Origin of the sequence: Bacteroides sp. HF-162 (genome assembly GCF_015679285.1) — a bacterium.
Taxonomy (GTDB): Bacteria; Bacteroidota; Bacteroidia; order Bacteroidales; family Bacteroidaceae; genus Bacteroides; species Bacteroides uniformis.
Genome location: NZ_CP064937.1, coordinates 1,047,598 through 1,063,815 on the forward strand (window position 1 = coordinate 1,047,598; position 16,218 = coordinate 1,063,815).

A 16,218-nucleotide genomic window follows, 5' to 3' on the forward strand; every position below is an offset into this window, starting at 1 on the left:
CCACTATATTGGCACGACTATGGAAAAATAGTTCTACGGAGCAGCAAATTCAATAAATCATTAATAAAGGTACGAAATGAAGAATATTCCCAAAAAGCAATTTGCGGGCTGGATGCTGATGCTACTGTTGTGCATCAGTATCTCGGCATTTGCCCAGTCGCCTAAGAAGGTGACCGGACGTGTGATGGATGCACAAGGTGAGTTACTCATCGGTGTGAATGTGACGGAGGCGGCAGACCCTTCTAATGGTGTGGTGACGGACATCAACGGTACGTATACGATTACGTTGAAAGGTAATAAGCCGTCATTAAAATTCTCTTATATTGGCTTTAAGGATAAAGTGGTAGCGGTAGGCTCCAAAGGAGTGCTTGATGTAGCTTTGGAAGAAGATGTGGCAGCCCTTGACGAAGTGGTGGTAGTGGGCTTCGGAACGCAGAAGAAAGCTTCTGTGGTCGGCTCCATTACCAATATAGAGCCGGCCAAACTTGCCGCGGCTCCCAGCCGTTCGCTTAGTAACAACTTGGCGGGTATGGTTCCCGGTGTGATTGCGGTTCAGCGTAGCGGTGACCCTTGGTTCAATAACTCCGACTTCTGGATTCGTGGTATCAGTAGCTTTACTGGCAATACCAATCCGCTGGTATTGGTGGACGGCGTCGAGCGTTCGCTCCACGACATCGACCCTGAAGAAATCGCCTCCTTTTCCGTGTTGAAGGATGCTGCCGCCAGTGCCGTCTATGGTGTGCGCGGTGCCAATGGTGTAGTGATGATTGAGACCAAGCGCGGCAAGATTGGAAAGCCGCAGGTGAACGTCCGCTTCGAACACTCCTTTACGCAACCCATCAAGATACCCGATTACATCGGCAGTGTGAAGTATCTGGAATTGATTAACGAAATGTATGCCGAGCAAGGTAGAGCCCCCTTTGCCAGCGAAGCCACCTTGCTGAACTACAAGAATCAGACCGACCCGGAACTCTATCCCGATGTGAATTGGTGGGACATCATCTCCAAAGACCATGCAGACAACACGAAGGCAAACGTTAGCGTCAACGGTGGTACGGACATCCTTCGCTATGCGTTGGTGGCAGGATATTACAATGAGAACGGTATTATTGAACGCGACAAGAACCAGGAGTGGGACTCTTCCCTGAAGGTGAGCCGATATACGGTACGTTCCAATGTAGATGTGAATGTGACTCCCACTACCTTGTTCCGTGCCAATGTGGGCGTGTTCCTGCAAACCCGTAACGCTCCTCCGGGAGACACGGAAACCAATCAGGGCATTTTCTATCAAGCCATGCGTGTACCTCCTTACGTGCATCCGGCCATCTATGCCGATGGACGCATTCCCCGTGTGATGCACAAGGAGAACCCTTGGGCGTGGGCCACACAGCGTGGATACGAAAAACTAAACCACAATAAGATTGAATCCCTAGTATCGTTGGAACAGGATTTGAAGTTCATCACACCGGGACTGAAGTTCAAGGGAACCTTCTCTTTTGACAAGTTCTCGGCAACTTCCGTGACACGTTCCAAGAACCCCTATTACTACAATCCCGCCACCGCACGCGATGCAGAGGGCAACATCATCACTGATGTGCAGACCACCGGACAAGAGTTCCTGGGCTATGAAAAAGGAGCTAAATGGGGCGATCAGTCCATCTATCTGGAAGGAATGTTCTCGTACAACCGCATTTTCGGCAAAGTGCACGATGTGAACGCCATGTTCCTCTACAACCAGAAGGAGTATGACAATGGTGATGCGCTTCCCTATCGTACCCAAGGCATAGCCGGAAGATTCTCTTATACTTACGACAGCCGCTATGTTGCCGAGCTGAACTTCGGTTACAACGGCTCCGAGAACTTTGCCAAAGGCAAGCGCTTCGGCTTCTTCCCCGCCGTGGCGTTGGGATGGATTGTATCTTCCGAGAAATTCATGGAGCCGGTTTCCGATGTCATCTCCAACTTGAAGCTGAGAGCTACTTGGGGTAAGGCCGGTAACAGTAACATTGGTGGTAACAGACGTTTCGCCTATATTTCTACCATTGTCAATACCGGTTCGTACAGATGGGGTACAGATGCGGAAATCTATCGCCTTGGACGTTCGGAAGGCGAAATCGGTGTGAACAACTTGACATGGGAAACCGTGACCAAGATGAATGCCGGTATCGACTTAGGTCTATGGAATGGTAGCGTGAACCTCGTAGTGGATGTGTTCAAGGAAAAGCGCGATGACATCTTCATGCAGCGTAAGAATGTGCCTGGTTCTGCCGGATTCAACCGCCCTGTTTGGGCCAATTATGGCAAGGTCGATAATCAGGGATTTGATGTGTCTTTGAATGTCAACCACAAGTTCAATAGCGATTGGGCCATTTCCGCTATGGCAAACTATACCTACGCACACAATAAGGTTGTGGAAATAGACGAACCTGCCGCCATCTTGGATACATACCGTTCGCAAACTGGTAAACCTGTAGGGCAATTGTTTGGCTTGATAGCGGAAAGGCTCTTTACGGAAGATGATTTCGATGAAAACGGTATGCTTAAGGAAGGGATTCCCGCACAAAAATTCAGTGATATGAGCAACCTGCGTCCCGGTGACATTAAATACAAGGATTTGAACGGGGATGGTGAAGTGACCGCAGTAGATGCAACAGCCATTGGCGGTACACGTATTCCCGAGATTGTCTATGGTTTTGGAGCTACGGTAAGCTACAAGTCGTTCGATTTGGGAGTATTCTTCCAAGGAACAGGTAAAACCTATCAGCTCTTGGGCGGAGAGACCTGGTTGCCGGGTTCCTCCTTAGGTGCTGGTAACATCTATTCGAACATTGACAACCGTTGGACACCTGAAAATCCGAGGCAAGATGTATTCTGGCCCCGTATGGGCGATAAGGCTGTGGCAAACAATGAACAAGCTTCCACATGGTGGTTGCGCGACATGAGTTTCCTGCGCCTGAAGAATCTGGAACTTGGATATACTCTTCCGCAACGTTGGACCACCAAAATCGGTATCCGCAGCTGCCGTTTGTTTGCAAGAGGAACCAATCTGCTGACGTTCTCCGACTTCAAGCTTTGGGACCCCGAACTGGAAACGACCGATGGATTGAGATACCCGCAGATGAAATCTGTATCAGTGGGCTTTAGCATCAATTTCAACAATTAATCAAGATACGAAGAAAATGAAAAAATATAAATCTATAGCAAAAGCTGTCTTATTGTCGTGCACCCTGGCATTGACAACAAGTTGTAACGATTTCTTGGACAAGGCTCCCGATGACCAGCTTACCATGGAGATGATTTTCACGGACAAGATAAGGACCGAGGACTGGTTGGCAGGTGTCTATTCATCCATTCCCAGCCCCATGTGGGGGTATTTCAAGGAACAGGGCTATAACATCATGGGCGATGATATCACCATTCCCCAAGACTGGTCGCCGTATGGGTGGGGCAATGTGTATGCCTACACCACCGGGAACTGGAGTCCTATCTCAAAATGGAACCCCTATTATTGGGTAGAATTGCACAAGCGCATACGTTCCGGCCTTATCTTCTTGCAGGAGGCAAAAGTACTTCCAGAAAAAGACCTGACGGAATCTTATGTCAACCAGATGAAGTACGAAGTCCGCTTCTTGATAGCCTACTATTACTCTTTGATGATTGAGTTGTATGGTGCCATACCGTTTACTCCCGGTGTGCTTGTTGCCGTCGATGCGCCCGAATCGGAGATGATGACGCCCCAAAGACCCTATGCCGAAGTGGTAGATTGGATTGATAAAGAGCTGCTGGAAGTGTCAGAACATCTGCCCGCTGTCTATCCCAATAATACCGATTGGGGCAGGGCCACCTCTATCATGGCTTTGGCAATACGTGCCAAAACACTGTTATTTGCTGCAAGTCCGTTGTTCAATGGCAATCCGGACCTCAAGGACTGGAAGAACTCAGAAGGAGAATTCCTTTTTGATGCCGAAGCCAAACCGGAAAGATGGGAAAAGGCTGCCAAAGCTCATCTGGACTTGATAAAGGCAGCCGAAGCAGCCGGACATAAGCTGTACTATGAATATAATGTGGATGGAAGCATTGACCCCTTCATGTCTTACTATAACATGTCGTTGAAACGCTTCTCAGAAGGTAATAAGGAGATTCTTTTCGGACGCCCCGAAAATGTGGACCTGAACTACTGGCAGGCTCATCATCTGCCGAAGGGTATCGGTGGAAATGCCGCTATGGGTGTCACTCAGGAGTTGGTGGACGCTTTCTATATGAAGAACGGTGAAATGCCTATATTGGGATATAACGAGGATGGTTCGCCCATCATCAACCCGGAATCGGGTTATGTGGAAAATGGATTCTCTACCACTACGGAGTATAGAACCACGAAGTGGCCGGGCGGAGGACCTTCGAATCTAGCCAATGAGGAAACCGGTGTAAGTCCGGTAACAGAAGAAGGTACTTACAATATGTATTGTAACCGGGAGCCTCGCTTCTATGTTTCCGTCATCTATAATGGCGCGTGGCTGGGAGTTGATAACCGTCGTGTGGACTTCCTTCAGGGTGGCCGCGATACGGATATGACTTTCGACTCGCCCCAAAACGGTTATAATATCCGCAAGCGAATCTCTTTGGATGTACTTCCCAGAGATGGGAAGCATGTATATCAGCCGGGTATCTTGTACAGAATGGCTGAGGCATATTTGGGCTATGCGGAAGCATTGAACGAGTCTTCGGCAGCTCCCACTCCCGATGTATATAAGTATGTGAATTTGATTCGTGAACGTGCTGGAATTCCCGCTTTGAAGGAAGGGCTGAGCAAGGAGGAGATGCGTGCCGCCATTCAGCAGGAGCGTCGGGTAGAGTTTAATTGTGAAGGTATCCGTTTCCATGACCTCCGTCGTTGGAAGATTGCCGACAAACACCTGGGTGGTAAGCTCTATGGTATGAATCATGACGGTTCTGAGAAGAGCGACGATGTGAACAATCCGAAGGCTTTCTATAAGAGAACCTACTACAAGAGCCGTACCTTTAACAAAAGGATGTATTTATGGCCCGTTCCACAGGCTCAGATGGACATCAATCCCAATTTGAGACAAGCTCCCGGATATTAATAAATAATTAGAGAACAAGTATGAAATCAATAAAATTCATTTTTTGTACGATGGCGTTAGCGTTTACCACATTGATGTCTTGCTCGGATGATAATGAGGTGGACTTGTCCAATCGTAAGTTTGTCCGTATCGATCAATCGGCAGTTTATGTGGAGATTGACGAGAATGTCACTGTCACCGCTTCCGTTGACACTTTGGCGGGTGATTCCTATCTGTTGAAATGGAGCGTGCTCGATTCCGATGTAGCGACCATTGAAGGTGTAGAAAACAACGCAGCCGTCATTACGCCTATTGCCGTTGGAAAAACGGTTATCAAGGTAGAGACAGCCGATGGCAAGTTGTGCTACTTTAGTGACTTGACTGTTACCAAGACTCCTAAAACGTGTTATATTGACTTTGGTGTCATTGATTCTCCGGCTCCGTTCAACAACTATCGGAATCCCAGAGACCCCGGATTGGTAAATATGCTCGACCATAGAGGTCGTCCTACTACTTTCGGCATCGAAGTGGACAAACCGTTTACTGGAGAATTGGTTCGTGGCTTGAATAATAACTTGGGCCTTCCGAAAACAGCTTCTGAAGATATGTTCTTCAGCGATGGCATTGCTATTCCGCTCAGTGGCTTCAAGGTGACAGGGCTTTCTCAGGGAACAAAGTATACGTTCAATTTCTATGGCCACATCAATGACCGTGGAACGGAGACCGAATATCATGTAATTGGAAAGAACGATGGTGTTGCTTATTTGGTCAATGACGATAATTTCGATAGAATGGTATAGATCAAGGGTATCGAGCCTAATGACGAAGGTGTGGTTTATATCGAAATGAAACCGGGTCCGAACAATGTGCAATGGGCCAGATTCTTTGGCGTAAATACCATGGTATTTACAGAAGAGGAGAATTGATGTGACTTTATGGACATAGGTAATTCTTTCTATTGAAATAATACTGTTAATGAGGAGAGATACCGTTTAAACAGGCATTCTCTCCTTGTCTTTTTAAAAAACATATAGTAAATAATTTATGAAAATAAATCTGAAAAAAATTTCTGTTTTTTTGTCTGCCATTCTGTTGGCAGGCTCGTATGCTGTGGCTCAGAACTCATATAGATGGACAGATGAGTTGGAATTATTGAAAAGAGTGGATAAACTGCCCGAGTATCGTACCGGTTCTTATGTGGAGCAGTTTTCGAGTTATGACAGAACATGGGGTAACGACGATGGTTTTGCCGGGACTTATTCTTTCCTCCGCAAGGAAGGGGATAAACTGGTGATTGCAGAAATGGAGGGTCCTGGAGTAATCAATCGTATTTGGACGCCTACACCGACAGATAATATGCTCTATTTTTACTTTGACGGAGAAAAGGAACCTGGTTTGAAAATAAAGTTCTCGGATTTATTTTCCGGTAAGGTTTATCCGTTTACAAAGCCCGTTTGTGGTAATGAAATTGGTGGTTTTTATTGTTATCTGCCCATTACGTACAAAAAGTCCTGCAAAATTGTTTTCGATGGACCTAAATTGGAATTCATTCAGATACAATACCGTAACTTGCCGGAAAAGAAGGTGGAAACCTATACCGGTGAATTCTCACAGCAGGATAAGGATTTGTTGGCTGAGGTGAATAGAATATGGGCTGACTTGTCTCCTGCTGTAACGAATTATACCTTTGGAAAATCAGCTGGTGTACAGACGGAAGAAAAGGTATTTACACTGAGTCCGGGAGAAGAAGTTTCTTTCTTTGAGATGGCAGAACCGGGACGTATTGTAGGTATGTCGATTGATGGCGGAACATCTTTCGAAGGTTTATACAAAGATGTGATTCTTTCAGCTAAATGGGATAATGAGAAGGTGGAGGCTATTTATGCCCCCGTTGCTGATTTTTTTGGATATGCCTATGGAAAAGGAGCAATGCGGAGTATCTTAATGGGTAAGCAAGGTACTTCCAACTACTGCTATCTGCCAATGCCTTTTGACAAGTCAGCTTCTATGAAGATGATTTATAAAAAGAGAGAAGGTATTCAGCAATCTCCTATTTCTGTAAACGTTAAAGTGTACTATAACAGTAATAAGCGTAATGTGAAGGAAGAGGGTAAGTTCTATTCTGTATGGCGTAGAGAGAAAACTCCTCTCGGCATTTTCCATAAGTTTGCTGCACAAAAAGGAAAAGGACATTATGTAGGAACCATCCATCAGGCACAAGGCCTGCGTCCGGGAATGACCTTGTTCTTCGAAGGGGATGACAGTACTTACGTAGATAATAAAATGCGTCTGCACGGCACTGGCTCCGAAGACTATTACAACGGTGGCTGGTATGCTTTATTGGATCGTTGGGACAGAGGAAACAGCCTCCCCCTCCATGGTTGCCTGGATTATTCGCTTCCGATGGCCAGAACCGGTGGATACCGTTTCTTCTTGGCCGACAAAATGTCCTATGAGAAGGAAATCTATCATGGAATGGAACATGGTGAAGTAAAAAATAATTTTCCGGTAGATTATACATCTGTTGGATTCTTCTATGCAGCCCAGCCATTGCAAGGCAGAGAAGAGCCTACTGCTGAATTACGCACTGTATATCAGCCGACAGAACATATCTATTTCCCTCAACTGATGCAGCTGAGTCTTGGTGGAGGTGTCCAGGTAACAAATGAGCGTGGAATCCGTATGACCACCCAGCATGGAGGAGTAGTGCGCATCATGCTGAACGATGTGCCCGAAGGAAAATATAAAGTGCTGATAAACTATTTTGAGAAACCGAATGGTGCCGACTTCCAGGTTTGGCAACGCCAGAAGCAACTGTCCGGATGGATCTCTACTAAGAAGGACAAAGAAGTGTCTAAAGACAGAGTACATGTAGGAGACATCAATTTGACGGAACAAACCAATTCAGTCACTTTCCATGTGAGAAATAATAACGGTGGGGACCAGTTTGAACTGGGACTGATTATCCTGGAAAGAATAAAGGAATAGATGTGGGAATGTGTACTTGTATATGGAATTGATAAGAATGAGAACTAAACAAATTTTACTGTTCGGGCTTGTTACCTGTAGTTTGACGGGCAATATGGCTTGTAAGGATGCTGATAGTGAAAAAACGCTGTGTATTGATAATGTACGTATGATATCCCGTGTCACGGGTGATCCTTTGCCGGGAGATACATTGCTGAATCCCAATAATACCGGACCTGACTTTGATGTATATGGAACGGATTTGGGGTTAATGTGGCATATGGATGGAAACCGTGTGGGCATGTTTTTCGGAGATACCAGTGGAGAAGGTTTTGTCGTGAATAAAAATGGTGGCAATGGTTCCAACTGGCGTTCCAACGTACTGGCTTTTTCATCGGATACAGAGCTTACAGACGGTCTTAAAATAGATTCAATGCTGCTTGATGCCGATGGTAAGGCGCTTGAGGTATGTGCGGGCGGTAAGACGAATCCGGAGGTATACCAGACTTCCATCCCTACGAGTGCTATTCGGGCCGGTAAAACGGATTGTGTCCATATTATGAACATCTATGATTGGGGAGCGCCTCATGGACGCTGGCTTACCAATTTTTCTTCTGTCTATACTTCCAATGATGACGGTCGGACATGGGAGCGGCGTGAAGAGGTGACTTTTTCTCCCGACAGTCATTTTTCGCAAGTGGCTTATGCCAAATGTGACGGATGGATTTATATGCTCGGCACACAGGCCGGACGTGGTGATGCTGCGTATCTGGCGCGTTTCCTTGAGAAAGATCTTCTGGATATGAAGGCCTATGAATACTGGAACGGTGAAAGTAAAGAGTGGATACGTGGAAATGAGGCTGCCGCTACTCCGGTATTGAGAGGTCCCGTAGGAGAAGCGTCGCTGATATGGCACAAGAAGTTTGAGCGTTGGATTCTGACTTATAATTATGATCCGAATCATGACGAGACTCCTTTGACCAAAAGGCATGCCATTCTTTATTGTACATCGAAGGATCTCGTCCAGTGGAGCGAGCCGAAAGTATTGGCGGAAGCGGACAGATATCCAGCTTTGTATTGCGCTTACATACATCCGTTGAAAGACAATGATGACCAGCTTTGGTTCATCATGTCCATGTGGGGGCCATACAATGCTTTCCTGATGTGTGCCGATATGAAGCTGGAATAATAATCACTTGACTTGAATTGGATATGAAGCTTAGGAATTTATTTTTATTAATAGCTCTCTCGTTACCGGTTTGCTTGTCTGCACAGACAAGCAAACAAATCTATCTGCAACGAGCCGATTTTTTGCTTCAGCAGATACTTACTCTCTATAAAGTGGAGAAGTATGGCCTGCTGACGGAAACTTATCCAAGAAACCCGGAGCAGAGAATTACATATACGGCCAATACCGGCGCTGTTGTTAACCAGCAGGAGGTCTCTTTCTTGTGGCCTTATTCAGCCTTGGTATCCGGTTGTGTTTCTTTGTATAAGGTTTCCGGGCAAAAGAAGTACAGAAAACTGATGGACCGGCAGATAAAGCCGGGACTGGACCTTTATTGGGACTCTACCCGGATTCCCCATTGTTACCAGTCGTATCCGGCTTTTGCAGGTCATAATGATCGTTATTACGATGACAATGACTGGGTGGCCATTGATTTCTGTGATTACTATGAACGGACTGGTGACAAGGAGTATCTGGAAAAAGCCATCCAGCTGCATGACTATATTTATTCCGGATGGTCCGAAGAGTTGGGGGGAGGAATCTATTGGTGCGAACAGAAGAAAGAATCAAAAAACACTTGTTCGAATGCTCCGGCTACTGTTCTTTGTATGAAGCTGTTTAAGTTGACTAAGGATGCAAAATACCTTGAGCAAGCTAAGAAGACCTATCAATGGACCCGTGACAATCTTTGTGACCCTTCTGACTTTGTATATTGGGACAACAAGAATTTGCAGGGAAAAGTGGATCCGGCCAAATATACTTATAACAGCGGGCAGATGATTCAGGCCGGTGTACTTCTCTATCAGGTAACTGGAGAGAAGCATTACTTGAAGGAAGCGCAGCAGACAGCCGAGGGTGCCTGCCGTTTCTTTCTGAAGGTACAGCCTATCGCAACAGGAGAGATGAAATTCTTCCCGGGAACTCCTTGGTTTAATGTAATCTTGTTCAGAGGTTTGAAGGCGCTATATCTGGTGGATAGGAATGAGGCGTACATAAAGACCATGATTGAGAATGCGGATTATGCCTGGAACTATACGCGTGATGAGAATGGCTTGTTTAGTAATGATTGGTCGGGAAACAGAAAAGAGCAGTTCAAGAGTCTACTGGAGAATGCCTGTATGATTGAGCTTTTCGCCGAGATCAGCGAATTGCAATGAATAAAACCTTTAAACACAATAAACAATAAATAAACAGAAAATGAAAAGACAGATTGCAGTATTGGTATCCGCCTTGCTAATGGGTGGCGGTACCTATGCTCAGAATGGTGCTCAGGCGTAAAGACCGAAAGCCTACATGGTGTCTGATGCACATTTGGACACACAGTGGAACTGGGATATCCAGACCACAATAAAGGATTATGTATGGAACACGATCAGTCAGAATTTGTTTCTGCTGAAGCAGTATCCGGAATACATCTTTAATTTTGAAGGTGCGGTCAAGTATGCCTGGATGAAGGAATATTATCCGGCGCAATACGAAGAGATGAAGAAATTCATAGAGAGCGGTCGTTGGCATATCAGTGGAGCCAGCTGGGATGCCACTGGTACGCTGGTTCCTTCCATAGAGTCTGCGATTCGTAACATCATGCTCGGCTAGGATTATTACCGGAAGGAATTCGGTGTGGAGAGCACGGACATTTTCTTACCGGACTGTTTCGGTTTTGGCTGGACACTTCCTGCCATTGCGTCCCATTGCGGACTGATCGGCTTCTCCTCCCAGAAGTTGCAGTGGCGCAACAAACCGTTCTACGGTAACGACAAATATCCTTTCACTGTCGGCTTATGGCAAGGTATAGACGGCTCTACCATCATGATGACCCATGGATATGATTATAACCAACGTTTTGAGGACGGGGACCTGTCGGAAAACAAGGACTTGTTGGAATTGACCGGCCACTCTCCGCTTCACATGGTCTACCGCTATTACGGTACGGGAGACATAGGCGGTTCATCTACATTGGAGTCTGTACGTGCCGTAGAGAAAGGCTTGCAAGGCAATGGTCCGTTGCAGATTGTCAGTGCCACGAGTGACCGGATATATAAAGACTTCCAGCCTTACGCAAGCCATCCGGAACTGCCCAAGTTCAACGGTGAACTGTTGATGGATGTTCACGGTACCGGATGTTATACTTCCCAGGCTGCCATGAAGCTGTACAACCGTCAGAATGAGCTTTTGGGGGATGCAGCGGAACGCTCTTCCGTTGTAGCCGAATGGCTGAACCAGGCTTCCTATCCCGGAGCTGCATTGACTGAGAACTGGCAGCGTTTCATTTTCCATCAGTTCCATGATGACCTTACGGGAACAAGTATACAGCGGGCTTATGAATTCTCATGGAATGACGAGTTGATTTCCCTCAAGCAGTTCTCCGGTATTCTTACTTCCTCCATTGACGCTGTGGCAAGAAAGATGGATACCAGGGTGAAAGGGATACCGGTGGTGCTTTACAATGCGCTTGGATTCCAGGTTTCCGATGTGGCAGAGGTAGAACTTGCCTTGCCAAAGAAACCGAAAGGGATTACCGTATATGATATGAATGGCCGGAAAGTGGCCGCCCAATTGCTGTCCTATGCTGACGGTAAAGCCAGACTCTTGATAGAGGCTATTGTGCCCGCTACCGGTTATGCGGTATATGATGTCCGTACTTCTGGTCCGTCGGCTGACACCCGGGTATCTGTGGATTCCAATGCATTGGAGAATTCCATTTATAAGATAACGCTGGATACAAAGGGTGATATCGTTTCGTTGTTTGACAAGAAGAACGGCAAGGAGCTGGTGAAATCCGGTAAATCCATTCGTCTGGCACTCTTCACGCAGAACAAGTCCTACATGTGGCCTGCTTGGGAAATCTTGAAGGAGACCATAGACCGGGAACCGGTTTCCATCACAGAGGATGTGAAGATGACACTGGTGGAGGATGGTGAGCTGCGCAAGTCACTCTGCATCGAGAAACGTTATGGAGAGTCACTCTTCAAGCAGTACATCCGTTTGTATGAGGGTAGCCGTGCCGACCGCATAGACTTTTACAATGAGGTGGACTGGCAGTTGTCCAATGCTTTGTTGAAGGCCAAATTTCCTTTGAACATGGCAAATACGGAAGCCACCTACGATTTGGGACTTGGAAGTGTGAGGCGGGGCAACAATACGGAGACTGCCTACGAAGTCTATGCACAGTATTGGGCCGATTTGACTGACCGTAGTGGAAACTATGGCGTGTCTGTCCTGAATGACAGCAAATACGGCTGGGACAAGCCGGACGACAACACCCTCCGCCTGACCCTGCTGCATACCCCCGAAACAGACAAGGATTATGCTTACCAGAACCGCCAGGACTTCGGGCATCATTGCTTTACATACAGTCTGGTGGGTCATGCCGGCGGACTTGACAAGGCTGTCACCATGGAGAAGGCGGAGATATTGAACCAGAAGCTGAAAGCTTTCCGTACCGATAAACATAGGGGTACATTGGGTAAGGAGTTCTCTTTCGTCTCTTCCAATAACCGCAATGTCATTATCAAGGCATTGAAGAAAGCCGAGAACTCGGATGAGTATGTAGTGCGTGTCTATGAGATGGGCGGTGAGAAGGTGCAGGATGCGGTACTTTCTTTTGCAGGCGAGATTGCCAGTGTCTGCGAAGCGGATGGCACTGAAAAGAGTATCGGTTCGGCCGAATTTAGTGGAAACGGGCTGTCTATAAGTATAAAGCCTTATTCTATAAAGACATTCAAGGTACGTTTGAAGTCATCGGGCGAGGACGCTTATCAATTGCAGTATGCCTCTTTACCGTTGTCCTATAACTATAAATGTTCCTCATTCAACGAGTTCCGCGGTGAAGCTGATTTTGAGTCGGGTTATTCGTTTGCGGCAGAACTGTTGCCCGAATCCCTGACTGTAAACGGGATTCCTTTCCAGCTCGGCGAGAAAGATGCCGCCAACGGAATGACGTGCAATGGTGATACTATTGTTCTACCGGAAGGTAAAAAGTATAATAAACTGTATTTTCTGGCTGCCGCTACGGACGGGGACTATGCCGCCATTTTCCGGTGCGGAGGGAACAAGAGTGAGGTCATTGTACCTTCCTATACCGGATTTGTCGGACAGTGGGGACATTCGGGACATACCAAAGGTTATCTGAAGGATGCCGAAGTGGCTTATGTGGGAACTCACCGCCACTCTCCTACAGCCGATGAGGCCTATGAGTTTACCTATATGTTCAAGTTCGGTGTTGATATTCCGGCAGGTGCTGCCAGCCTTATACTTCCGAAGAATGAAAAGGTTGTTCTTTTTGCTGCCACATTGGTGGAGGAAACTCTGAAACCCGTCCAGGTTGCCACTAGCTTGTTCCATACAGCCATCCGTGACAATGAGATGGAGTTGAACAGTGTGGAGGTGGAAAAAGAAAATCTGTTGAAGGACGCGAAGATTATCGCCTATTCCGGCTATTTTAATGATAATGAGAAGCCCGAACGCATCGTTGACGGGGATGTCGATACCAAATGGTGTGAAGTGGGAAGTGCGTTGAACTATGTGGATTTTGATTTGGGTGAGGCGAAAACTGTGAGCGGTTGGAAACTGGTGAATGCAGGCCGTGAGGACAAAGGGTACATTACTTCCGCTTGCTTCCTGCAAGGCAGAAACAGCCAGACTGAAGAATGGAAGACACTTGACAATATAGATGGAAACCGGCAGAATGTCGTATCACGTATGATTGACACTCCGGCGCAGGTACGCTATGTACGCTTGATGATAACCCGTCCTATGCAGCATGCAGGAGGAAAGGTGTTACGCATCAATGAGATGGAGATTTACTAAAATAATCGGTTATGATGAAAAAACTAGTTTTTGTAATTCAGTTGATATTTCTCTATAGCGGTTTGGCTATGGCCGACCCGGTTATCTCTCTTAAGACATTGTTGCATGAGATGACAGACCGTTCCGTGCTGGCGCGTTGGCCCGAAAATGCCTATACGTGTAAGCAGTTCAGCAGCTACGACCGTAGTTCGCATAACATGACGGATAAGCGTGCCTGGTTTGGTAATTTCGACCAAGGACAGTTTATCCGCCAGGAAGAGAACGGAGGGAGGACGGAATATGTGATGATGGATGCCGAAGGCCCCGGTGCCATAGTTCGTTTCTGGATGACTTTCTCCGGCATAAATCGGGGACAAGGGACTCTGCGTATCTACATAGACAATGAGGAAAAACCGGTAATTGAAGGCAATGTACGTGATATATTGAGCGGGCAAGTCCTTTGTGGAGAACCTCTTTCAACTTCAGTACCCGATGAGGCTCCGATGGAAGAAAGAGGGCATAATTTATATTTGCCCATACCTTATGCCAAGCGGTGCAAGGTGACTATCGAATCGCCGGACTTGAAGATTACTCCGGAGGGGAAAATTGAGAGTAAGACCATTGTATACTATGCTATCAATTACCGCACTTATACTTCTCCGGTCAAGGTGATTTCTTTCTCGGCCAAAGAGTTGAAGAAGAATGCCCGGCTGATAGCTGCTGTCAATAAGAAGCTGTCGGAAGGAACACCTGGTATTGATACTCCGCTTGCGGGAAGAGAAAGTACGCTCAATCTGGCGGCTTCTCTGGCTCCGGGTGAAAGCCGTAGTTTTACGATTGACGGCTCTCGTGCCATTCGTCGTCTTTCGATGCGGATTGATGCCGATGACCGTCGCCAAGCACTTCGCTCTACGGTCTTGTCCATTGCCTTTGATGGGGAACTAACTGTCTGGGCTCCGGTCGGTGAGTTTTTTGGGGTAGGCTATTATCCCGTTGCAACTGGTACGTGGTATACGCGGGCCGTGCAGGATGATGTGATGAGTGCGTGGTGGGTGATGCCTTTCGAGCGGAACTGTACGATTACCTTGACCAATTATGGGGAACAGCCGGTGGAGATATCCAAGGCTGCTGCAGTTAGTGGAAAGTGGCAGTGGGATGAGCGCTCCATGCACTTTGGTACCACATGGCAGCAGTTTACGCATATCCATGCCCGGGGCGATGAGTTTGCCCAGGACCTTACGTTTGCCGATCTTAAAGGTAGGGGCGTGTATGTGGGAGATGCGGTTACTGTCTATAACCCCAACTTGGGTTGGTGGGGAGAAGGAGATGAAAAGGTGTATGTGGACGGTGAAACCTTTCCGTCACACTTTGGAACGGGTACAGAAGATTATTATGGCTATGCCTGGGGGCGCTATGAACCGTGGATAAACCATCCTTTTGTTGCCCAACCCATAGGAGATGGTTGTTATGCTCACATAGGTTTGGCGCAGAATACCCGTGTTCGTAGTTTGGATGCGATTCCGTTTACCCGGAGCCTGCGCTTTGACATGGAGTTATTCGATTGGTCGAATATACACCTTAATTATGCTCCGATAACCTTCTGGTATATGCTTCCCGGAGGCGAAATACAGCCAAAACCCTTTGTGAGCGATGTACGCGAACGGGTTGCCAACCAACCGTCAGATATTTTCGGTTCAGGGATGAGTCTGGTTGTGGAGGGCGAAGTCATGCAGCCTCGTCCGGGGCATATGGGTTCCGTTGAATTGCAGACCAACTTCCACCCCTTGTGGAGTGAGGGTATGCAGCTCTACTGGAAAGAGTTTAAACCGGGAGATAAGCTGTCATTGGTTTTTGACAGTGAAGTGGAAGGAACTTATTATGCGAAAATACAGTTCACTGTGGCGCCTGATTATGGTACATTTGCCCTTCGTGTAAATGATAAGGTGATTACTCCAGAAGTCAGTCTGACCAATGGAGAAGTGTCTCTGCTTTTGGTGAATCTTGGGCGGGTCAATTTGAAAAAAGGAAAGAATGAGTTGCAGATTGAGTCGATTGCACTGGCTCCGGGACATGATACCGGTTTCTTTGGGATTGATAAGTTGACTCTTCGCAAATAATTCTGTAGACGTCTCTATCGCAGGGATTGTACTTGTA

7 protein-coding genes and 1 pseudogene are annotated in these 16,218 nt (G+C 46.9%); all 8 read left to right on the forward strand.

The window, feature by feature from the left end; all coding sequences use genetic code 11:
• Positions 1-76 precede the first annotated feature (76 nt).
• The 8 genes and pseudogenes from ITJ87_RS04185 (at position 77) to ITJ87_RS04220 (ending at position 16,181) form a co-directional block, all read left to right on the forward strand.
• Entirely contained in the window at positions 77-3,163 is a 3,087-nt protein-coding gene (locus tag ITJ87_RS04185) for a TonB-dependent receptor (RefSeq protein ID WP_117967098.1), read from the forward strand.
• Between the two features lie 16 nt (positions 3,164-3,179).
• Complete coding sequence (locus tag ITJ87_RS04190) at positions 3,180-5,102, forward strand: RagB/SusD family nutrient uptake outer membrane protein (RefSeq protein WP_117967101.1); 1,923 nt, start codon at positions 3,180-3,182, stop codon at positions 5,100-5,102.
• A 20-nt stretch (positions 5,103-5,122) separates the two neighbouring features.
• Complete coding sequence (locus ITJ87_RS04195) at positions 5,123-5,881, forward strand: Ig-like domain-containing protein (protein ID WP_229135124.1); 759 nt, start codon at positions 5,123-5,125, stop codon at positions 5,879-5,881.
• Between the two features lie 244 nt (positions 5,882-6,125).
• Positions 6,126-8,069: a glycoside hydrolase family 172 protein gene (locus tag ITJ87_RS04200; RefSeq protein ID WP_117967104.1), complete on the forward strand. Its 1,944-nt coding sequence runs from the start codon at positions 6,126-6,128 to the stop codon at positions 8,067-8,069.
• Between the two features lie 22 nt (positions 8,070-8,091).
• Positions 8,092-9,237 carry a DUF4185 domain-containing protein gene (locus tag ITJ87_RS04205; RefSeq protein ID WP_022400933.1) on the forward strand — a complete coding sequence of 382 codons (1,146 nt, stop codon included), beginning with the start codon at positions 8,092-8,094 and terminating at the stop codon, positions 9,235-9,237.
• Between the two features lie 23 nt (positions 9,238-9,260).
• Positions 9,261-10,433, forward strand: a complete 1,173-nt coding sequence (locus tag ITJ87_RS04210) for a glycoside hydrolase family 76 protein (RefSeq protein ID WP_117887579.1) — start codon at positions 9,261-9,263, stop codon at positions 10,431-10,433.
• 40 nt (positions 10,434-10,473) lie between these two features.
• Positions 10,474-14,085: pseudogene (locus tag ITJ87_RS04215) on the forward strand (glycoside hydrolase family 38 C-terminal domain-containing protein).
• 11 nt (positions 14,086-14,096) lie between these two features.
• Complete coding sequence (locus ITJ87_RS04220) at positions 14,097-16,181, forward strand: DUF2961 domain-containing protein (protein ID WP_008662208.1); 2,085 nt, start codon at positions 14,097-14,099, stop codon at positions 16,179-16,181.
• Positions 16,182-16,218 lie beyond the last annotated feature (37 nt).